This window comes from Streptomyces sp. PsTaAH-124, from assembly GCF_000373685.1.
Classification (GTDB): domain Bacteria; phylum Actinomycetota; class Actinomycetes; order Streptomycetales; family Streptomycetaceae; genus Streptomyces; species Streptomyces andamanensis.
On the sequence record NZ_KB892169.1, the window covers coordinates 327,701 to 347,385 of the forward strand.

General features: G+C 71.3%; 16 protein-coding genes. 10 read left to right on the forward strand and 6 right to left on the reverse strand.

Features of this window, described 5'->3' with window-relative positions:
- Nucleotides 1-247: 247 nt before the first annotated feature.
- From B086_RS0116905 to B086_RS0116940, 8 genes are all read left to right on the forward strand, one after another.
- On the forward strand, nucleotides 248-3,265 hold the full coding sequence (locus tag B086_RS0116905; RefSeq protein ID WP_026252503.1) for a M14 family metallopeptidase: 3,018 nt from the start codon (nucleotides 248-250) through the stop codon (nucleotides 3,263-3,265).
- 250 nt (nucleotides 3,266-3,515) lie between these two features.
- Nucleotides 3,516-4,526 carry a type I glyceraldehyde-3-phosphate dehydrogenase gene (gene gap / locus B086_RS0116910; RefSeq protein WP_018567610.1) on the forward strand — a complete coding sequence of 337 codons (1,011 nt, stop codon included), beginning with the start codon at nucleotides 3,516-3,518 and terminating at the stop codon, nucleotides 4,524-4,526.
- Nucleotides 4,527-4,690: 164 nt separating this feature from the next.
- Nucleotides 4,691-5,902, forward strand: coding sequence for a phosphoglycerate kinase (locus B086_RS0116915; RefSeq protein ID WP_018567611.1), 1,212 nt, complete (start codon nucleotides 4,691-4,693; stop codon nucleotides 5,900-5,902).
- Between the two features lie 5 nt (nucleotides 5,903-5,907).
- On the forward strand, nucleotides 5,908-6,684 hold the full coding sequence (tpiA, locus tag B086_RS0116920; RefSeq protein ID WP_018567612.1) for a triose-phosphate isomerase: 777 nt from the start codon (nucleotides 5,908-5,910) through the stop codon (nucleotides 6,682-6,684).
- A gap of 108 nt (nucleotides 6,685-6,792) precedes the next feature.
- Nucleotides 6,793-7,029, forward strand: a complete 237-nt coding sequence (gene secG / locus B086_RS0116925; RefSeq protein WP_078509975.1) for a preprotein translocase subunit SecG — start codon at nucleotides 6,793-6,795, stop codon at nucleotides 7,027-7,029.
- Nucleotides 7,030-7,238: 209 nt separating this feature from the next.
- The gene (locus tag B086_RS0116930) at nucleotides 7,239-7,574 is read left to right on the forward strand and encodes an RNA polymerase-binding protein RbpA (protein ID WP_003957010.1); all 336 of its coding nucleotides are present in this window, start codon (nucleotides 7,239-7,241) and stop codon (nucleotides 7,572-7,574) included.
- Nucleotides 7,575-7,708: 134 nt separating this feature from the next.
- Complete coding sequence (locus B086_RS0116935) at nucleotides 7,709-8,977, forward strand: MFS transporter (protein WP_018567614.1); 1,269 nt, start codon at nucleotides 7,709-7,711, stop codon at nucleotides 8,975-8,977.
- Between the two features lie 72 nt (nucleotides 8,978-9,049).
- Nucleotides 9,050-9,910, forward strand: coding sequence for a hypothetical protein (locus B086_RS0116940; RefSeq protein ID WP_026252504.1), 861 nt, complete (start codon nucleotides 9,050-9,052; stop codon nucleotides 9,908-9,910).
- 79 nt (nucleotides 9,911-9,989) lie between these two features.
- Here the strand turns inward: B086_RS0116940 and pgl are convergent, their stop codons facing one another.
- Genes pgl through tkt form a run of 5 tightly spaced genes read right to left on the reverse strand, consistent with a single transcriptional unit; the run spans nucleotide 9,990 to nucleotide 16,682 of the window.
- Complete coding sequence (gene pgl / locus B086_RS0116945; RefSeq protein ID WP_018567616.1) at nucleotides 9,990-10,772, reverse strand: 6-phosphogluconolactonase; 783 nt, start codon at nucleotides 10,770-10,772, stop codon at nucleotides 9,990-9,992.
- On the reverse strand, nucleotides 10,769-11,884 hold the full coding sequence (opcA, locus tag B086_RS0116950; RefSeq protein ID WP_018567617.1) for a glucose-6-phosphate dehydrogenase assembly protein OpcA: 1,116 nt from the start codon (nucleotides 11,882-11,884) through the stop codon (nucleotides 10,769-10,771). Before opcA ends, pgl begins: the two co-directional genes overlap by 4 nt.
- Nucleotides 11,881-13,437 carry a glucose-6-phosphate dehydrogenase gene (gene zwf, locus B086_RS0116955; RefSeq protein WP_018567618.1) on the reverse strand — a complete coding sequence of 519 codons (1,557 nt, stop codon included), beginning with the start codon at nucleotides 13,435-13,437 and terminating at the stop codon, nucleotides 11,881-11,883. Before zwf ends, opcA begins: the two co-directional genes overlap by 4 nt.
- A gap of 4 nt (nucleotides 13,438-13,441) precedes the next feature.
- Nucleotides 13,442-14,560 (reverse strand): transaldolase, encoded by a 1,119-nt coding sequence (gene tal / locus B086_RS0116960; RefSeq protein ID WP_018567619.1) that lies wholly within the window; start codon nucleotides 14,558-14,560, stop codon nucleotides 13,442-13,444.
- A 34-nt stretch (nucleotides 14,561-14,594) separates the two neighbouring features.
- Nucleotides 14,595-16,682 carry a transketolase gene (gene tkt, locus B086_RS0116965; RefSeq protein WP_018567620.1) on the reverse strand — a complete coding sequence of 696 codons (2,088 nt, stop codon included), beginning with the start codon at nucleotides 16,680-16,682 and terminating at the stop codon, nucleotides 14,595-14,597.
- Nucleotides 16,683-17,114: 432 nt separating this feature from the next.
- On the opposite strand from tkt, the gene B086_RS0116970 reads away from it, so the two are divergent.
- The gene (locus B086_RS0116970) at nucleotides 17,115-18,101 is read left to right on the forward strand and encodes a heme o synthase (RefSeq protein ID WP_078509976.1); all 987 of its coding nucleotides are present in this window, start codon (nucleotides 17,115-17,117) and stop codon (nucleotides 18,099-18,101) included.
- Between the two features lie 96 nt (nucleotides 18,102-18,197).
- Nucleotides 18,198-18,530, forward strand: coding sequence for a hypothetical protein (locus tag B086_RS0116975; protein WP_018567622.1), 333 nt, complete (start codon nucleotides 18,198-18,200; stop codon nucleotides 18,528-18,530).
- Nucleotides 18,531-18,654: 124 nt separating this feature from the next.
- On the opposite strand, the gene B086_RS0116980 is transcribed toward B086_RS0116975, so the two are convergent.
- Nucleotides 18,655-19,677 carry a COX15/CtaA family protein gene (locus B086_RS0116980; protein WP_018567623.1) on the reverse strand — a complete coding sequence of 341 codons (1,023 nt, stop codon included), beginning with the start codon at nucleotides 19,675-19,677 and terminating at the stop codon, nucleotides 18,655-18,657.
- Nucleotides 19,678-19,685 lie beyond the last annotated feature (8 nt).

Below are 19,685 nucleotides of genomic sequence, written 5' to 3' on the forward strand. Positions count from 1 at the left end.
CCACCGGCCGCCCCTCCCGCTCACGCCCTTCCACCCGTCCCGTCCTGTCGGCCGTCGCACCGGTCTGCCCCACCACCCCTGTGCATCTGTGCATCTGTGCATCTGTGCGTCCTGCGCACTCGTCGCCCAGGCGTGGGGGCCGGGTTCCGGTGTTCCCCTGACTCAAGAGGCACCCTTGACCCGTTCCCGCAGTGACATGAACCTGGCAGGCGTGCGCCATGGTGGCGGACCACCGCCGGGGGGTTCCATGAGACACCGAGCGAGATCGATCCTTGCCGTCACCGCGCTCCTGCTCGCAGGGGCGGCCCTGACGCCCGCCGCCCAGGCGCGGAGCGGAAGCGCACCGGGGCCGCACCCGGACGAGGTGAAGGTCTTCCGCGCCGAGGTCACCGCACAGCAGATGCCCCTGCTGCTGAAGGCGGGGCAGGACGCCCATGAACTCGGGCCCCGCCCGGCCGCGAACGGCCACACCCCCGTCGAGCTGTATCTGACCGACGCCCAGGCCGGGAAGCTGCGCGCCCAGGGAGTCCGGCTCACCGAGCACGACCTGGCCTCCACGGCGCAGCGGCGGGTGCGCGCCGCCGGGCAGGGCGTCTTCCGGCCCTACAGCGGCAGGGGCGGGCTCGCGGCGGAGATCGAGGCGACCGCCCGCGACCACCCCGACCTCACCAAGGTCGTCTCCCTCGGCAGGACGGTCCGCGGCCAGGACATCCTCGCGCTGAAGCTCACCAGCGGCGCGCGGCGGACGGCGGACGGCACCAAGCCCGCCGTGCTCTACCTGTCCAACCAGCACGCGCGCGAGTGGATCACGCCGGAGACGACCCGCCGGCTGATGCACCACTACCTGGACCACTACCGCACCGACCGGCGTATCAGGAAGATCGTCGACACCACCGAGCTGTGGTTCGTCCTCTCCGCCAACCCGGACGGCTACGACTACACCTTCCAGGACGACAGCACCCGGCTGTGGCGCAAGAACCTGAGGGACAACAACGGCGACGGGGTCATCTCCAGCGGCGACGGCGTCGACCTCAACCGCAACTTCCCGTACAAGTGGGGCTACGACGACGAGGGTTCGTCGCCGGGACCGGCCAGTGAGACGTACCGCGGCCCGGCCCCGGCCTCCGAGCCGGAGACGCGGGCGCTCGACCGGTTCGAGAAGCGCATCGGGTTCCGGTACGCCGTCAACTACCACTCGGCCGCCGAACTGCTCCTCTACGGCGTCGGCTGGCAGGTCGCCACGCCGACCCCGGACGACGTCCTCTACAAGGCGCTGGCCGGCACGCCGGACAGACCGGCGATCCCGGGCTACCGCTCGCAGCTGTCCTCGGAGCTGTACACCACCAACGGCGAGGCGGACGGCCACGCGGCCAACGTCAATGGCACGGCGATGTTCACCCCCGAGATGGCGACCTGCGAGACCGCCTCGGACGCCGACCCGGACGACGCCTGGAACGCCGCCGACTGCCGGTCGGTGTTCAACTTCCCGGACGACGAGAAACTGATCGAGCGGGAGTTCGAGAAGAACCTCCCGTTCGCGCTCGCCGTCGCCGAGACCGCCGCCCACCCCGACCGGCCGAGTTCGCCGGTCGGCCTGGACGCCCCCGACTTCACCCCGGCCGCCTTCGGGACGTCGTACGCGCGCGGCGCCGACCAGGAGGTCTCGGTCGTCGCCCGCAGGTCCGTGCGGGACAAGGAACTGCGCTACCGCGTCAACGGCGGCCGCACCCAGGTGCGCGCCCTGCGTCCCTGGAAGGGCGGCACGACCTACGGCGGTGCCGACCACCTCTACTTCGACGAGTACCGGGCCCAGGTCCACGGCGCGGCACCGGGCGACCGGGTGGAGGTGTGGTTCACCGGCCACACCGGCACCGCGCCCACGCTCATGCCCACGTCCACGTCCACGTCCACACCGACCCCCACACCCGGGTCCGCGTCCGGAGCGGGAACGGCGAGCGAGCACTTCACCTACACCGTGGCCCGCCGCCCGCGCGCCGACACGCTCGTCGTCGCCGAGGAGGGCGCGCCCGCCACACGGACGCGCGCGTACGTGGACGCGCTGCGGTCCGCCGGGCGCACGGCGGTCGTCTGGGACGTCGCGACCCAGGGCGCGCCCGACGCGCTCGGCGTACTGAAGCACTTCGGCACGGTCGTGCACTACTCGGGCGCCCCCGGGCCGGGCAACGCCACCCAACTCCGGTTGCGCGCCTACCTCAACGAGGGCGGCAGGCTGATCGAGGCGGGCGAGCAGGCCGGCGGCAGCGTCGATCTGGGAGGCGGGAACCTCTCGGACGACTTCGGCCAGTACTGGCTGGGCGCCTTCTCGCACACCCCGACGCCGGGCGCCACCGGCTTCACCGGCTCCGGGCCGCTGGCCGGCTTCTCCGGCGCGCTCGGCGACGCGCCCGGCCACCCGCTGGACCGGGCCGGTGCCTACGAGGTGACCTCCGAGCAACTGCCGCCGGACACGTACCCGCAGTTCGCGAGCGCGGGCGCGGGACGGTTCGCCGGGACGGCCGACCCGTACGCCCCTTACGCGGGCGCGGGGATGGCGGCCGCCGTGCACACCGACGACGCCTACAAGCGCCTCACCCGCACCGTCGACCTCACCGGAGTCACCGCGGCGGACCGGCCCGCCCTGCGCACCCGTCTGCTGTGGGACACCGAGCGCGGCTACGACCACGTACTGCTGGAGGCGCACACCGGCGCCGACGACTGGACGACGCTCCCGGAGGCGGGCGGCGCGACGAGCGCCGCCGTGCCCGCCGAGTGCGGCGCCGGGTTCCTGATCGAGGACCATCCCTGGCTGAAGCACTATCTGACGCCGGACACCGGCGGCTGCGCCGCGCACGGCACGAGCGGGGCGTGGAACAGCCTCACCGGCTCCTCCGGCGGCTGGCGGCAGGTGAGCTTCGACCTGAGCGCGTACGCCGGACGGACGGTCGAGGTCTCCCTCGCCTACGTCACCGACCCGGGCACCGGCGGTCACGGCGTCCTCGCCGACGACGCCTCGCTCGTCGTCGGCGGCGCCGCGCGGGACACCGAGGGCTTCGAGACGTCTCTCGGCCCCTGGCGGGTGCCGGGACCGCCGCCGGGCAGCCCGGCCGTCGTCAAGGACTGGGCCCGCACCGGCGTCCTCTTCCGGACGTACGGAGCGGTCGCCACGGGCCGGACCGTGCTGCTCGGATTCGGTCTGGACCACCTCGCCTCGGAGGCCGATCGCGCGGCCCTCCTGCGGCGGGCGATCGCGGCACTCGACAAGTGAGCCGGGGCCTGCACGAAAGAGTGATGAATGCGGTCAACGCGTACTGACACTCCGTACCGAAATGGAGTGAACCGGACGCGGGGCCACGGCGGCCCGTACCCCTACTGCCGGGTACGGGCCGCCGTGCCGTTCAGGGGGTCTCCGAATGTCACCCCGGGGGGCTCAGGGAGGTAGGGTCGGGGGTGGTCGGGGACATCCCAAATACAGCTCGCCGGCGTCGAAACCGGCGTACCAACGAGGAGATCGGTTCGTGACGATCCGCGTAGGCATCAACGGCTTTGGCCGCATCGGTCGTAACTACTTCCGCGCGCTGCTGGAGCAGGGTGCGGACATCGAGATCGTGGCTGTCAACGACCTGGGTGACACCGCGACCACCGCTCACCTGCTCAAGTACGACACCATCCTCGGCCGCCTCAAGCAGGAGGTCACGCACACCGAGGACAGCATCACCGTCGACGGCAGGACCATCAAGGTCCTCTCCGAGCGCAACCCGGCCGACATCCCCTGGGGTGAGCTGGGCGTGGACATCGTCATCGAGTCCACCGGCATCTTCACCAAGAAGGAAGACGCCGCCAAGCACCTGGCCGGCGGCGCGAAGAAGGTCCTCATCTCGGCCCCCGCCAAGGACGAGGACATCACCATCGTCATGGGCGTCAACCAGGACGAGTACGACCCGGCGAACCACAACATCATCTCGAACGCCTCCTGCACCACCAACTGTGTGGCGCCGATGGCGAAGGTCCTCGACGAGAACTTCGGCATCGTCCGGGGTCTGATGACCACGGTGCACGCGTACACCAACGACCAGCGCATCCTGGACTTCCCGCACAAGGACCTGCGCCGCGCCCGCGCCGCCGCCGAGAACATCATCCCGACCACCACCGGTGCCGCCAAGGCCACCGCCCTGGTCCTGCCGCAGCTCAAGGGCAAGCTGGACGGCATCGCGATGCGCGTCCCGGTCCCCACCGGCTCGGCCACCGACCTGGTCGTCACCCTCCAGCGCGACGTCACCAAGGACGAGGTCAACGCCGCGTTCAAGAAGGCCGCCGAGGACGGCGCGCTCAAGGGCTACCTCGTCTACACCGAGGACCCGATCGTCTCCTCGGACATCGTGGGCGACCCGGCCTCCTGCACCTTCGACTCGTCCCTGACCATGGTCCAGGACGACAAGTCGGTGAAGATCCTCGGCTGGTACGACAACGAGTGGGGCTACTCCAACCGCCTCGTCGACCTCACGGTCTTCGTCGGCGACCAGCTCTGATCGGCAGAGCAGGCACCTCGATGTGAGAACAGGGCTCGGGCAGCGCACCTCGGCGCGGTCCGGGCCCTGACGCACGTACGGCGAGCCGGGCCGCCCGGTCCGCCCGCGTGCGGATCGACCGGTCCTCGTACGATCAAGAGCCCCTCCTCAGGAGTCCCATTCCCATGAAGACGATCGACGAACTCCTCACCGAAGGCGTGGACGGCAAGCGGGTCTTCGTCCGCGCCGACCTGAACGTGCCGCTGGCCGACGGTGTCATCACCGACGACGGCCGCATCCGCGCCGTGCTGCCCACCGTCAAGGCGCTCGCCGACGCCGGCGCCAAGGTGATCGTGGCCTCCCACCTGGGCCGCCCCAAGGGCGCCCCGGACCCGGCTTTCTCGCTGCTGCCCGCCGCCGAACGGCTCGGTGAACTCCTCGGCACTCCCGTGGCCTTCGCCCAGGACACCGTCGGCCCCGCCGCGCACGCCGCCGTCGACGGCCTTGAGCCCGGCCAGGTCGCGGTCGTCGAGAACCTGCGCTTCAACCCGGGTGAGACGTCCAAGGACGACGCCGAGCGCGGCGAGTTCGCCGACGCCCTCGCCGCCCTCGCCGACGTCTACGTCGGCGACGGCTTCGGCGCGGTGCACCGCAAGCACGCCTCCGTCTACGACCTGCCGGCCCGGCTGCCGCACTACGCCGGGTACCTCATCGCCACCGAGGTCGGCGTCCTGAAGAAGCTCACCGAGGACGTCAAGCGGCCCTACGTCGTCGCCCTCGGCGGTGCCAAGGTCTCCGACAAGCTCGCCGTCATCGACCAGCTCCTCGGCAAGGCCGACCGGCTGCTCATCGGCGGCGGCATGGCCTACACCTTCCTCAAGGCGCAGGGCCACGAGATCGGCAAGTCGCTCCTCCAGGAGGACCAGATCCCGGCCGTCCGGGAGTATCTGGAGCGCGCCGAGAAGACCGGCGTCGAGCTGGTGCTGCCGGTGGACACGCTGGTCGCGCCCGCCTTCCCGGACCTGAGGACCAAGGCCCCGGCCCACCCCGCCACCGTCGCGACGGACGCCATCCCGGCCGACCAGGAGGGCCTGGACATCGGCCCGCGCACCCAGGAGCTGTACGCCTCGAAGCTCGCCGACGCCGCCACCGTCTTCTGGAACGGCCCGATGGGCGTCTTCGAGCACCCCGACTTCGCCGAGGGCACCAAGGCGGTCGCCCAGGCCCTCGTCGACTCCGACGGCTTCACCGTGGTCGGTGGCGGCGACTCCGCCGCCGCCGTCCGTACGCTCGGTTTCGACGAGAACGCATTCGGCCACATCTCGACCGGTGGCGGCGCCTCCCTCGAATACCTCGAGGGCAAGACGCTCCCCGGCCTCGCAGCACTGGAGGACTGACCTCAATGACCACCCGCACGCCGCTGATGGCGGGCAACTGGAAGATGAACCTCAACCACCTCGAGGCCATCGCGCACGTCCAGAAGCTCGCCTTCGCCCTGGCCGACAAGGACTACGACGCCGTGGAGGTCGCCGTCCTGCCGCCCTTCACCGACCTGCGCTCGGTGCAGACCCTGGTCGACGGCGACAAGCTCAAGATCAAGTACGGCGCCCAGGACATCTCGCAGCACGACTCGGGCGCCTACACCGGCGAGATCTCGGGCCCGATGCTGGCCAAGCTCAAGTGCACCTACGTGGTGATCGGCCACTCCGAGCGCCGCCAGTACCACAACGAGACCGACGAGCTGGTCAACGCCAAGGTCAAGGCCGCCTACAAGCACGGCCTGACCCCGATCCTGTGCGTCGGCGAGGAACTGGACGTCCGCGAGGCGGGCAACCACGTCTCCCACACCCTCGCCCAGGTCGAGGGCGGCCTCAAGGACCTCCCGGCCGAGCAGGCCGAGTCCGTCGTGATCGCCTACGAGCCCGTCTGGGCCATCGGCACCGGCAAGGTCTGCGGCGCCGGGGACGCCCAGGAGGTCTGCTCCGCGATCCGCGCCAAGGTCGCCGAGCTGTACTCCCAGGACCTGGCCGACAAGGTCCGCATCCAGTACGGCGGCTCGGTCAAGTCGGGCAACGTCGCCGAGATCATGGGCCAGGCCGACATCGACGGCGCCCTGGTCGGCGGTGCCTCGCTGGACGCCGACGAGTTCGTCAAGATCATCAGGTTCCGCGAGCAGTGAAACCGGACGTGAGTAGGCGGTAGCGGCGATACGTCGTACTCTTGCGGGGGCACAGCCGAGGTGCTGTGCCCCTGTCGTCCATCCGAATCCGAGGAAGTTGGTCCAGCCGTGGTTTTGGGGTTCTCGATCACCCTGATCGTCTTCAGCCTGCTGATGATGCTGCTGGTGCTGATGCACAAGGGGAAGGGCGGCGGCCTCTCCGACATGTTCGGTGGCGGCATGCAGTCGTCCGTCGGCGGCTCCTCCGTCGCCGAGCGCAACCTGGACCGCATCACCGTGGTGGTCGGCCTGCTCTGGTTCGCGTGCATCATCGTCCTCGGCCTGCTGATGAAGTCCAACAGCTGACGAGCCGGCGGACACCGCACATTCCGCACGTAAAGCCCCATGGTCGGTACGCGCCCTGTAGCGCGGCCTATCATGGGGCTTGCGTCTGTGCACGGGGGACGGTAACTCCCCACACTGGACGCGCGTTGGGCCTTACGTAGACTGAGGCGCTCGCGGCGAAGCGGTACGCCGACTCGCTTCGCGGCACCATCACGCAGGGAGTTACGACCGTGGCAAGTGGCAACGCGATCCGGGGAAGCCGGGTCGGGGCGGGGCCGATGGGCGAGGCCGAGCGCGGCGAGTCCGCGCCGCGCCTGCGCATCTCCTTCTGGTGCTCCAACGGACACGAGACACAGCCCAGTTTCGCCAGCGACGCACAGGTCCCCGACACCTGGGACTGCCCGCGCTGCGGCTTCCCGGCCGGACAGGACCGGGACAACCCGCCGGACCCGCCGCGCACCGAGCCGTACAAGACGCACCTGGCGTACGTACGGGAGCGGCGCAGCGACGCGGACGGCGAGGCGATCCTCGCCGAGGCGCTCGCCAAACTCCGGGGCGAGATCTAGTACCTGACGTCCCGTCGGGTACCGCTCGGGCGCCCGGGACGACCCCGGCCCCACCCGGGCGGCAGGCCGCCGCCGGCCGATTGTCAGTGGTGCCCTCTACGGTTTGTGCATCAGCGAATCGTGAGGGGGCGGCGATGACGACGGTCGACGCGGCACAGGCCGTGGCACAGCCCGCGTGGCGCGGGGCGTTCGGGCGGCTGTGGAGCGCCGCCGTGCTGTCCAGCTTCGGTGATGCGCTGCGCACGGCCGCACTGCCGCTGCTCGCCGCCTCGCTGACCGATGACCCCCTGCTCATCGCCTCGGTCACCGCCTGCGGCTATCTGCCCTGGATCGTCTTCGGACTGCTCGGCGGAGCCGTCGCCGACCGGGTGGACCAGCGCCGCGCGATGGGAGCGGTGGACGCGGTACGCGCGCTGCTGGTCGGTGCCTTCGCGGTGGCCGTCGCCCTCGGGCACGCCTCGATCGGGCTGCTCATCGCCCTGGCCTTCGCGCTGACCACGCTCCAGACCCTCTTCGACAACGCGGCGACGGCCCTGCTGCCCGCCCTGGTGGACCGCGAGGCGCTCGGCAGCGCCAACACCCGGCTGATGACGGGGCAGCGCGTCGCCGGCGGCCTCGTGGGCGCTCCGGTGGTGCCCGTACTGATCGCGGCCGGGGCCGCCGTCCCCTTCGCGGCCGACGCCGTCACCTTCCTGCTGGCCGCCGTGCTGGTCGCCTCGCTGCGCACCGCGGCGCCCCCGCGCCCGCCGAGACCGGCGGGCAGCACCCTGCGCCGGGAGATCGCCGAGGGACTGCGTGTGCTGCGCCGGGACCGCGCCCTGCGTGCCCTGTGCACCGCCACCGCCCTGTGCAATGTGGGCATGGGCGCCCTCATCGCCACCCTGGTCGTCCTGGTGACCGGCCGGCTGCACACCGGGCCCGGCGGCTACGCGGCGGCGACCACCGCCTACACCGTGGGCAGCCTGGCCGGGGGAGCGGTCAACCGGCCGCTCGTGGCCCGGCTCGGCCGGACCCGGGCCGTGCTGCTGGCCGGTCTGACACAGATCGCCGCGCTCCTCGTCATCGGCACGGTGCGCGACCTGATCGCCCTGGTGGCCGCGATGGCCGTCTTCGGCCTCATGGGCATGGTCTGGAACGTCAACACCACCACGCTGATGCAGCAGCGCAGCCCCGAGGGGCTGCTGGGCCGGGTCAGCGCCGCCTTCCGGACCCTCGCGGTCGCCGGGGCACCGCTGGGCGCCCTGCTCGGCGGCGCCGTCGCTGCCGCGTGGGGCCCGAACACCCCGGCGCTGCTCGCGGCCGCGTTCTTCGTACTGTCCGTCTGCGCGCTGACGCCCGTGCGCGCACAGCCCGAAGTCGGAACCGGAGAAAGGCAGGTGACGTCTCATCAGTCCACCGGATGAGCCGACAGGGGCGCGGCGCGGGTGCCGTACACTCCTGACGATCATCAGAGCCGTCACTCGGGGGAGTTCGACATGGCTGGTGCGCCACAGGGCTGGCTGAGCGGGGAACTGTCGGCGCGGTCGCTGCTGCGGCCCAGGGAAGTCGCGCGGGCGGTGTTCCACCCGGCCTGGATCCCGCCCGCACTCGATCCGGACGTGGAGAAGCTCAAGCGCGTGCGGATCATCGCCGGGACGGTCGCGGCCGTCGGTGTCTACACCTTCGTGCAGGGCGGCTTCGCCTTCGACGAGATGCTGGAGAACATGCTGACGGCCTCCGTCGTCCTGCTGTTCGTCACCCCGCTCACCGTGGGGGCGATGCTCTACCGGTGGCGCCGCACCGGCCCGGTCCGGGAGCTGAGGCAACCGCTGCTGCGGTCGATGCAGTTGCTGCTGGCCTTCGTCGGGACCATCGTCGGCACCGTCGTGCTGTGGAAGCTGGCGGCGGGCAGCGGACTGCTCGTGCTGCTGCTCGGACTCGCCGCCCTGTGGCTCACCGTCTTCGTCGGCTACGGCGCCTACCTGGTCTCGGGGAACTTCTTCGGCACCGCGGTCGTGCACCGCTGCCTGCCGCCGCTGCTCGCCACGGTGACGAGCTGGCTGATGGCCCTGCCCGACCTGGCCACCGGCGACCTGCACGGGCTCAGCCTCACCCTGGGTGTCCTGTTCGTCCTCGGCGCGCCGGTCACCGTGACCGGCATATCCCTGCTGGAGATGGGCCGCCTGCGCAGCCGCCACGGCATCCGCCTGGACACCCACCCCGCCGTCCGGCCCCGCCCGGTCCCGCCGAGGCCGGCCGCACCCCCGCCGTACATCCCGCCCCAGCCCCCGCACGCACCCCAGCCCCCGCACGCACCGCGGAACCCGTACGCGCGGCGGAACCCGTACGGCCGCTGACCTCGACGCACGGACGGGGGCGGCGCGGGCACGACGCCCGCACCACCCCCGTCGGGTGCTCTGTGTCTCCGGTGACCGGTCAGGCCGACGCCGGTGGATACAGCGACCTGGGCAGCTGCGCCGCCGCCGCCGTGTCCAGCAGCCACAGCGTGCGGGCCCGGCCGTGGGCGCCCGCCGCCGGGGCCTGCACCTCGCCCGCGCCGGACAGCGCCATCGCCACCGCGTTCGCCTTGTCCTCGCCCGCCGCGAGCAGCCACACCTCGCGGGCCGAGCGGATCGCGGGCAGCGTCAGCGAGATCCGGGTGGGCGGCGGCTTCGGCGAGCCGTGCACCCCGACGACCGTGCGCTCCGTCTCCCGCACCCCCGGATGCTCGGGGAACAGGGACGCCACATGCGTGTCCGGGCCGACGCCCAGCATCAGCACGTCGAAGGCCGGTACCGCGCCGTGGTTCTCCGGTCCGGCCGCCCGTGCCAGCTCCTCGGCGTAGGCGTCGGCCGCCGCCTCGACGTCCGTGCCGTAGGGGCCGTCCGACGCGGGCATGATGTGCACGCGCTTCGGGTCCAGCGGTACGGAGTCCAGCAGCGCCTGCCGGGCCTGGGTGATGTTGCGCTCGGGGTCGCCCTCGGGCAGGAACCGCTCGTCGCCCCACCACAGGTCCAGGCGCGTCCAGTCGACGGCGTCCCGGGCGGGTGCCGCCGCCAGCGCGGCCAGCACGCCGTTGCCGTTGCGCCCGCCGGTCAGCACCACGGACGCCGAACCCGTCGACGCCTGCGCGTCCACGATCTTCGTGATCAGCCGGGCCGCGGCGGCCTGCGCCATCAGCTCCTTGTCACGGTGGACGACCAGCTGCGGAGTGCTCACTTCGCCGCCGCCTTCCGGGTCGGGGACTTGCGCGCGGTCTTCGCGGCGGCGCGCCGCGCGGGCGCCTTCGCCGTGTCCTCCTCGCGGGTGGCCACCGCGACCGGACCCTCGGAGTCCGTTCCCTCGGCGTCCGTTCCCTCGGCGTCCGTTCCGTCGGCGTCCGCCGGCCCGCCGACCGCGCCGTCGCCGCCGTTCAGCCGCTCGACGCCGTACCGCAGCGCCGAGGCATAGGTGTCGTCCGGGTCGAGGCGCCGCAGCTCCTCCGCTATCAGCTCGGCCGTGTCGCGCCGCTTCAGCGCGACCGCCCGCTCCGGCTGGCCCTGGATGGCCAGCGTGGCCAGCCGGCCGTCGGCCCGGTCCAGCCGGATCGGACCGCAGCTCGTGTCCATCCGGACCCCGGTCAGCCCGGGACCGGCCGACGGCGAACGCTTCACCGGCACGTCCAGCCGGTCCGCCAGCCACATCGCCAGCAGCTCACAGCTCGGGTTGGACTCCTCGCCCTCCACCTCGACCGACTGGACCTCGCAGGTCACCTGGTCGAGCGCGGCGGCCAGCATGGAACGCCAGGGCGTGATCCGGGTCCACGCGAGATCCGTGTCGCCCGGGGTGTACGCGGCGGCCCGCGCGGTCAGTTCCCGCACCGGCCGCTCGCAGGCGTAGGTGTCGGTGACCCGGCGCTGGGCCAGCGCGCCCAGCGGGTCCTCGGCCGGGGCCGGCGGGCCGTTCACCGGCCACCACACGACGACCGGCGCGTCCGGCAGCAGCAGCGGCAGCACCACCGACTGGGCGTGGTCGCAGACCTCGCCGTACAGCCGCAGCACGACCGTCTCGCCCGCACCCGCCTCCGCGCCGAGGCGTACCTCGGCGTCCAGCCGCGAGGACGTGCGGTCGCGCAGGGTGCGCGAGACCCGCCGGATGACGACCAGGGTCCGCGAGGGGTGTTCGCGGGAGGCGTCAGCGGCGGCCTTGAGCGCGTCGTAGGCGTTCTCCTCGTCGGTGACGATGACGAGGGTCAGCACCATGCCGACCGCAGGGGTGCCGATCGCGCGGCGGCCCTGCACGAGCGCCTTGTTGATCTTCCCGGCGTTGGTGTCGGTCAGGTCGATCTTCATGGCCTGCGCCAGCTCCGTCCGTCTCGTGCGAGCATCTCGTCGGCCTCGGCCGGCCCCCATGTCCCGGACGCGTACTGCGCGGGCCTGCCGTGGCTGTCCCAGTACCGCTCGATCGGGTCGAGGATCTTCCAGGACAGCTCGACCTCCTCGGTGCGCGGGAAGAGGTTGGAGTCGCCCAGCAGCACGTCCAGGATCAGCCGCTCGTACGCCTCCGGGCTGGACTCGGTGAAGGACTCGCCGTAGGCGAAGTCCATCGAGACGTCCCGGATCTCCATCGACGTGCCGGGCACCTTGGAGCCGAACCGCACGGTCACGCCCTCGTCGGGCTGCACCCGGATGACGACCGCGTTCTGGCCCAGCTCCTCCGTCGCCGTGGTGTCGAAGGGGGAGTGCGGGGCCCGCTGGAAGACCACCGCGATCTCGGTGACCCGGCGGCCCAGCCGCTTGCCGGTGCGCAGATAGAAGGGGACGCCCGCCCAGCGGCGGTTGTCGATGCCCAGCTTCACGGCCGCGTAGGTGTCGGTCTTGGACTTCGGGTCGATGCCGTCCTCTTCGAGATACCCGATGACCTTCTCGCCGCCCTGCCAGCCGGCCGCGTACTGGCCGCGCACGGCGGAGGCGCCGAGGTCCCTGGGCAGCCGGACGGCGCCGAGCACCTTCTCCTTCTCCGCCGCCAGCGCGTCCGCGTCGAAGGAGGACGGCTCCTCCATCGCGGTGAGCGCCATCAGCTGGAGCAGGTGGTTCTGGATGACGTCACGGGCGGCGCCGATGCCGTCGTAGTAGCCGGCCCGGCCGCCGATGCCGATGTCCTCGGCCATGGTGATCTGCACATGGTCCACGAAGGACCGGTTCCAGATCGGTTCGAACATGGTGTTGGCGAAGCGGAGCGCCAGGATGTTCTGGACGGTCTCCTTGCCCAGGTAGTGGTCGATGCGGAAGACCTGGTCCGGGGCGAAGACCTCGTGGACGACCTTGTTCAGCTCCTCGGCCGACTCCAGGTCGTGGCCGAACGGCTTCTCGATGACCGCGCGCCGCCAGGAGCCGCCCGTCTGGTCGGCCAGCTGGTGCTTCTTGAGCTGCTGGATGACGACCGGGAAGGACTTCGGCGGGACGGACAGGTAGAAGGCGAAGTTGCCGCCCGTGCCCTGTGCCTTGTCCAGCTCGTCGATCGTGGCGCGCAGCCGCTCGAACGCCTCGTCGTCGTCGAAGGTGCCCTGGACGAAGCGCATGCCCTGGCTGAGCTGCTGCCAGACCTCCTCGCGGAAGGGCGTGCGCGCGTGTTCCTTGACGGCGTCGTGCACGACCTGCGCGAAGTCCTCGTGCTCCCAGTCGCGCCGGGCGAAGCCGACGAGCGAGAAGCCCGGCGGCAGCAGACCCCGGTTGGCGAGGTCGTACACGGCGGGCATCAGCTTCTTGCGGGACAGGTCGCCCGTGACGCCGAAGATGACCAGGCCCGACGGCCCCGCGATACGCGGGAGCCGTCGGTCGGCGGGGTCACGGAGCGGGTTCGCTCCGCTGCCGGAAAGACCGGAAAGCCCGGAAAGAGACGACAAGGCGTCAGCCCTCCGCGGGGGCGAGGCGCTCCAGCTCCGCCTCGGTCGACTTCAGCAGGTCGTTCCAGGAGGACTCGAACTTCTCGACGCCCTCGTCCTCCAGGACCCGGACGACGTCGTCGTAGGAGATCCCGATCTTCTCCAGGGCGTCCAGGTCGGCGCGGGCCTGCGCGTAGGTGCCGCGGACCGCGTCGCCGCGGATCTCGCCGTGGTCCTCGGTGGACTCCAGGGTGGCCTCCGGCATGGTGTTCACCGTGTTCGGCGCCACCAGCTCCTCGACGTACATGGTGTCCTTGTACGCCTTGTCCTTCACCCCGGTGGAGGCCCACAGCGGGCGCTGCTTGTTGGCGCCCGCGTTCTCCAGCGCGCTCCAGCGGTCGGACGAGAAGACCTCCTCGTACGCCTGGTAGGCGAGGCGCGCGTTGGCCACGCCGGCCTTGCCGCGCAGCGCCTTGGCCTCGTCGGTGCCCAGTTCGTCGATGCGCCGGTCGATCTCGGTGTCGACACGGGAGACGAAGAAGGACGCCACCGAGTGGATCTTCGAAAGGTCCAGGCCGCGCTCCTTGGCCTTCTCCAGGCCGGTGAGGAAGGCGTCCATGACCTTGCGGTAGCGCTCCAGCGAGAAGATCAGCGTGACGTTGACGCTGATGCCGTTGCCGATGGTCTCGGCGATCGCCGGCAGACCCGCCTCGGTGGCCGGGATCTTGATGAGCGTGTTGGGGCGGTCCACCAGCCAGGCCAGCTGGCGGGCCTCGGCGACCGTCGCCCTGGTGTTGTGGGCCAGGCGCGGGTCGACCTCGATGGAGACCCGGCCGTCCTGGCCGTCGGTGGCGTCGAAGACCGGGCGCAGGATGTCGGCGGCGTCGCGGACGTCCGCCGTGGTGATCATGCGGATGGCCTCTTCGACGGTGACCCGGCGGGCCGCGAGGTCGGAGAGCTGCTGGTCGTAGCCGTCGCCCTGCGAGATCGCCTTCTGGAAGATCGTCGGGTTGGTGGTGACGCCCACGACGTGCTGCTGGTCGATCAGCTCGGCGAGGTTGCCGGACGTGATCCGCTTGCGCGACAGGTCGTCCAGCCAGATCGCGACGCCTTCATCGGAGAGGCGCTTGAGTGCGTCTGTCATGGAAATTGCATCTCCTACGTGTCGTATATGAGCGTCAGCGCTGGGTGGCGGCGAGGGATTCCCGGGCCTTGGCGACCACGTTCTCGGCGGTGAAACCGAATTCGCGGAACAGCACCTTGGCGTCGGCGGAGGCACCGAAGTGCTCCAGGGAGACGATGCGTCCGGCGTCGCCGACGTACTTGTACCAGGACAACGCGACACCGGCCTCGACCGCGACGCGCGCCCGCACGGCCGGGGGCAGCACGCTCTCCCGGTACCCCTGGTCCTGCTCCTCGAACCACTCGACGCACGGCATGGACACCACGCGCGTGGGGACGCCGTCGGCCTGGAGCCGCTCGCGCGCCTCGACGGCGAGCTGCACCTCGGAACCGGTGGCGATCAGGATGACCTCGGGCTCGTCGCCCTCGGCGTCGAACAGCACATAGCCGCCCTTGGCCGCGTCGTCGTCCGGCTCGTACGTCGGCACGCCCTGGCGGGTGAGCGCGAGGCCGTGCGGGGCGCCCTTGCCGTACTCCTTGGTCCAGCGGCGCTGGATCTCGGCCCAGGCGATGGCGGTCTCGTTGGCGTCGGCCGGGCGGACGATGTTGAGGCCGGGGATGGCGCGCAGCGAGGCGAGGTGCTCGACGGGCTGGTGGGTCGGGCCGTCCTCGCCCAGGCCGATGGAGTCGTGCGTCCACACGTACGTCACCGGCAGGTGCATCAGGGCGGACAGGCGCACGGCGTTGCGCATGTAGTCGGAGAAGACCAGGAAGGTGCCGCCGTACACGCGTGTGTTGCCGTGCAGCGTGATGCCGTTCAGCTCGGCGCCCATCGAGTGCTCGCGGATGCCGAAGTGGATGGTGCGGCCGTAGGGGTCCGCCTCCGGGAGCGGGTTGCCCGCGGGGAGGAAGGAGGACGTCTTGTCGATGGTGGTGTTGTTGGAGCCGGCCAGGTCGGCGGAGCCGCCCCACAGCTCGGGCAGCACCTCGCCGAGCGCCTGGAGCACCTTGCCGGAGGCCGCGCGGGTCGCCACGCTCTTGCCCGCCTCGAAGACCGGGATCTTCTCGGCCCAGCCGGCGGGCAGCTCGGCGGCGGCGATGCGGTCGAACTCGGCGGCCCGCTCCGCGTCGCTGTCGCGCCACGCCTGGAAGGACTTCTCCCACTCCTCGCGCGCCTGCCGGCCGCGCTCCAGCGCCTGCCGGGTGTGGCCGATGACCTCGTCGGAGACGTCGAAGTGCTTGTCCGGGTCGAAGCCGAGGACGCGCTTGGTGGCCGCGACCTCGTCCTCGCCCAGCGCCGAGCCGTGCGCGGCCTCGGTGTTCTGGGCGTGCGGGGCCGGCCAGGCGATGATCGAGCGCATCGCGATGAACGACGGCCGGTCGGAGACCGCCTTGGCCGCCTGGATCGCGGCGTAGATCGCCTGCGGGTCCAGGTCGCCGTCGTCCTTGGCCGCCACGCGCTGCACGTGCCAGCCGTAGGCCTCGTACCGCTTGACGGTGTCCTCGGAGACGGCGGTCTCGGTGTCGCCCTCGATCGAGATGTGGTTGTCGTCCCACAGCAGGATCAGGTTGCCGAGCTTCTGGTGGCCGGCCATCGAGGACGCCTCGGCCGAGATGCCCTCCTGGAGGCAGCCGTCACCGGCGACGCAGTAGATGAAGTGGTCGAAGGGCGACTCGCCCTGCGGGGCCTCGGGGTCGAAGAGGCCGCGCTCGTAGCGGGCGGCCATCGCCATGCCCACCGCGTTGGCCACACCCTGTCCGAGCGGGCCGGTGGTGGTCTCCACCCCGGCGGTGTGCCCGTACTCGGGGTGGCCCGGGGTCTTGGAGCCCCAGGTGCGGAAGGACTCCAGGTCCGCCAGCTCCAGGCCGAAGCCGGCCAGGTAGAGCTGGGTGTAGAGCGTCAGGGAGGAGTGGCCGGCGGACAGCACGAAGCGGTCGCGCCCCACCCACTGCGGATCGGCCGGGTCGTGCCGCATCACCTTCTGGAAGAGGGTGTACGCGGCGGGAGCCAGACTCATGGCCGTACCGGGATGGCCGTTTCCGACCTTCTGTACGGCATCGGCGGCCAGGACGCGCGCGGTGTCCACCGCGCGCTGGTCCAACTCGGTCCACTCGAGGTCTGTGGTGGTCGGCTTGGTGCTCACCCTGGGTCAGGGCTCCTCTCCACATGTCGGATGCCGGTGCGTGTGTCCACGCACGGGTTGCCGGCGTTCTCGGCGTCGGCCGGCCGTTGTTGAGCCTACCCCCGTAAAGACGTGCGTTTTTTCGAGTCATTCAAGACTGACGGGACTACGGGAAATCCGCCTCTCGGCCAACCGGGAGTGAATTCGGCACCTGAATAGGGGACCGCTCATCCGATCGCTCGATCGAGCCGGGCCGCGCCCGTTCGAAGGGGTGCCCGGCGGGGGAGCCGGCCGGGCCGGACGGCCCTGGCCGGACGGCCGCCGGGCGGGCGCGGCCAACACGACCCCACCCCCGCGAATGTCCGGGTCTGGGCAACGTCTACAGTGGCGTGGTACGCGCGAGCTTTTACCCTGCGTTCACGGGACGGGGCTCGCTGGGAGTCTCTGTCAGGGGTGTGCGTGACGGCCGTCGAATCCCGTCCTGGGGGTCCCTCCCAGGCCCTTGAGGCCCTGGGGGAGGGACTGCTCGGTGCAGGCCAGAGCCCGAGCCACCGGCCGTTCGGGGCCCGGGTCAAGGCGTTCGTGGCACTGACCAAGCCGCGGATCATCGAGCTGCTGCTGATCACCACCGTGCCGGTGATGTTCCTGGCACAGCAGGGTGTGCCCAGCCTCAGGCTGGTGCTGCTCACCTGCGTCGGCGGTTATCTGTCCGCGGGCGGCGCCAACGCGCTGAACATGTACATCGACCGCGACATCGACGCGCTGATGGACCGCACCTCGCAGCGTCCGCTGGTCACCGGAATGGTCAGCCCGCGTGAATGCCTCGCCTTCGGCATCAGCCTGGCGGTCGTCTCCACGCTGCTGTTCGGATTCACCGTCAACTGGCTGTCGGCCTGGCTGTCGCTCGGCGCGCTTCTCTTCTACGTCGTCGGCTACACGATGATCCTCAAACGGCGTACGTCGCAGAACATCGTGTGGGGCGGCATCGCCGGCTGCCTGCCGGTGCTCATCGGCTGGTCGTCCGTCACGAACTCCATGTCGTGGGCGCCGGTCATCCTCTTCCTCGTGATGTTCTTCTGGACGCCGCCGCACTACTGGCCGCTGTCCATGAAGGTCAAGGAGGACTACGCGCGCGTGGGCGTGCCGATGCTCCCGGTCGTCGCCTCCAACAAGGTGGTCGCCCGGCAGATCGTGATCTACAGCTGGGTGATGGTCGTCGTCTCGCTGCTGCTGACCCCGCTGGGCTACACCGGCTGGTTCTACACCGTGGTCGCCCTGCTGTCCGGCGGCTTCTGGCTGTGGGAGGCGCACGGGCTACAGAACCGCGCCAAGGCCGAGGTGACCGGCACGAAGCTCAAGGAGATGCGGCTGTTCCACTGGTCGATCACCTATGTGTCGATCCTGTTCGTCGCGGTGGCGGTGGACCCCTTCCTGCACTGACCCCCGCAGCATCTGCGCCGTCCGGGCGGGGTGCGTGGCCAAGGCCACGCACCCCGCCCGTCGCCGTTGTGTCTACCCGTCGGTAGCATCCTGGCCATGGCAGACACGCAGCAGGTTGACCCCAGGGCCGAGCGCAAGGCGGCCCGCCTCGCCCACCGGATCGGCTCCTTCGCCAAGGCGCACGGCGGCGCCGAGGGGCAGGTCGCGTACCTCGGCGAGCGCGGTGCCCGGATCGTCCTCGTCGGCGAGGACGGCACCTGGGGCGACATCGTGGCCCCCACCTTGGCCATCGCCGAGCAGGCCGTGCAGAAGGCGGGGATCACCGTCCACGAGTCCTTCGACGGCGAGTTCGCCGCCAAGGTGAAGACGGGCCCGTACGAGTGGACGCGCATGGCGGGCATCCAGCTCGGCGGCCCCGCCAACCGCTGACCGGGACGCACCCGCTGACCGGGGCGCACGGAACGCAGTCGGCCGGTGCTTCGGCGGGGAACCTGGACCAGGTTCCCCGCCGAAGCACCGGCCGACGTGTGCGCGGGGCCGCGCGGGCGGGGTGCTACGCCTTCGTCAGTGCGACCGGCTCGGCGGCGGTGTCCGGCAGCGCGCCGTCCGCGCCGTCCGCCGCCCCGGGCCGCTCCCGCAGGGACAGCAGGACCCGCAGCACACCGATCCACATCACACAGGACCCCAGCATGTGCGCGGCCACCAGGACCTCGGGCAGATGCGTGAAGTACTGGACATAGCCGATGACGCCCTGGGACAGCAGGATCAGGAACAGGTCCCGGGTGCGGTCCAGGGGACCCTTGGGGGCGTCGACGGCCTTGAGGACGAACCACAGGGCGAACGTCAGCGTGACCACGATCCAGGCCAGCACCGCGTGCGCCTTGGCGACGGTCGCCCAGTCGAGCGGGATGCGGTCCACCTCGGCGGAGTCGCCCGCGTGCGGACCGGCGCCGGTCACGACGGTGCCCACCGCGATCAGCAGCACGCTCGCCGCGACCAGCACCCACACGAGCTGCTGCACGGCCTTGCCGACCAGCGGACGCGGCGCCCCGTCGCCCTCGCGGGTGCGCTGCCACATCACCGTGGCGACCGCGATCAGCGCCGTGGAGAGCAGGAAGTGCGCCGCGACGGTGTACGGGTTCAGACCGACCAGGACGACGATGCCGCCGAGCACCGCATTGCCCATGACGACCCAGAACTGCACCCAGCCCAGCCGGGTCAGCCCGCGCCGCCACGGCTTCTGCGAGCGGGCGGCGATGATCGCCCAGCCGACCGCGGCGCACAGCACGTACGTCAGCATGCGGTTGCCGAACTCGATCACGCCGTGGAAGCCCATCGCGCGGGTCGTGGTCAGCGAGTCGTCGGTGCAGGTCGGCCAGGTCGGGCAGCCAAGGCCCGAGCCGGTCAGCCGGACGGCGCCCCCGGTGACGACGATGACGACCGCCATGACGAGCGCGGCGAGGGCCGCCCGCTGGACGGTCCTGGGCTGCGGGGTCCAGCGTTCGGCGATGAAGGCGAGCGGGTTGCGCACGGCGGCTACGGCGTCGTCGCGGGTCAGGTTCGGCACGCGTTCCATCGTAGGCC

Coding starts and splice junctions, on each gene's coding strand:
- B086_RS0116905 (WP_026252503.1), top strand. CDS start 248: ATGAGACACCGAGCGAGATCGATCCTTGCCGTCACCGCGCTCCTGCTC.
- B086_RS0116915 (WP_018567611.1), top strand. CDS start 4,691: ATGAAGACGATCGACGAACTCCTCACCGAAGGCGTGGACGGCAAGCGG.
- tpiA (WP_018567612.1), top strand. CDS start 5,908: ATGACCACCCGCACGCCGCTGATGGCGGGCAACTGGAAGATGAACCTC.
- B086_RS0116935 (WP_018567614.1), top strand. CDS start 7,709: ATGACGACGGTCGACGCGGCACAGGCCGTGGCACAGCCCGCGTGGCGC.
- B086_RS0116940 (WP_026252504.1), top strand. CDS start 9,050: ATGGCTGGTGCGCCACAGGGCTGGCTGAGCGGGGAACTGTCGGCGCGG.
- opcA (WP_018567617.1), bottom strand. CDS start 11,884: ATGAAGATCGACCTGACCGACACCAACGCCGGGAAGATCAACAAGGCG.
- tal (WP_018567619.1), bottom strand. CDS start 14,560: ATGACAGACGCACTCAAGCGCCTCTCCGATGAAGGCGTCGCGATCTGG.
- B086_RS0116975 (WP_018567622.1), top strand. CDS start 18,198: ATGGCAGACACGCAGCAGGTTGACCCCAGGGCCGAGCGCAAGGCGGCC.
- B086_RS0116980 (WP_018567623.1), bottom strand. CDS start 19,677: ATGGAACGCGTGCCGAACCTGACCCGCGACGACGCCGTAGCCGCCGTG.